The sequence below is a fragment of the Bradyrhizobium uaiense genome (genome assembly GCF_010811875.1).
GTDB lineage: Bacteria > Pseudomonadota > Alphaproteobacteria > Rhizobiales > Xanthobacteraceae > Bradyrhizobium > Bradyrhizobium uaiense.
On sequence record NZ_VKHP01000610.1, the window covers coordinates 1 to 394 of the forward strand.

Sequence of the window (394 nt, forward strand, 5' to 3'; positions counted from 1 at the left end):
ACGTCTCGTCCGGCGGCGTCATCCAGGGCACCATCAGCGGCACGGCCGGCACGGGAACGTTCGTTGCAGCCGGCGGAACGCTCAACGTGCTGGCCGGCGGTTCGGCCAGCATGATCAACGTGTCCGGCACGCTCAATGTGCAGGGCGTGATCACCAGCAATGTCAGCATTCAAAGCGGCGGCCACGAGATCGTCTCGGCGGGTGGCTCCGTCACCGGTGTCACCGGTTCGGGGACCGCAATTTCCGGGCTGGTCGACGTTCTCTCCGGCGCGTCCTTCGAATATGCGACCGTCTTCAGCGGCGGCGACCTGAACGTCTCGTCGGGCGCGACGGCTGACCATATCTCGGTCGCGAGCGGCGGCATCTTCAACGTCGGCGGCACGGTTCTGAGCAA

1 protein-coding gene is annotated in these 394 nt (G+C 66.0%); it reads left to right on the plus strand.

The window, feature by feature from the left end:
• Positions 1-394, plus strand: a 394-nt coding sequence (locus FNJ47_RS55600) for a DUF342 domain-containing protein (RefSeq protein WP_163163561.1), incomplete at both ends; no start/stop codon positions are given.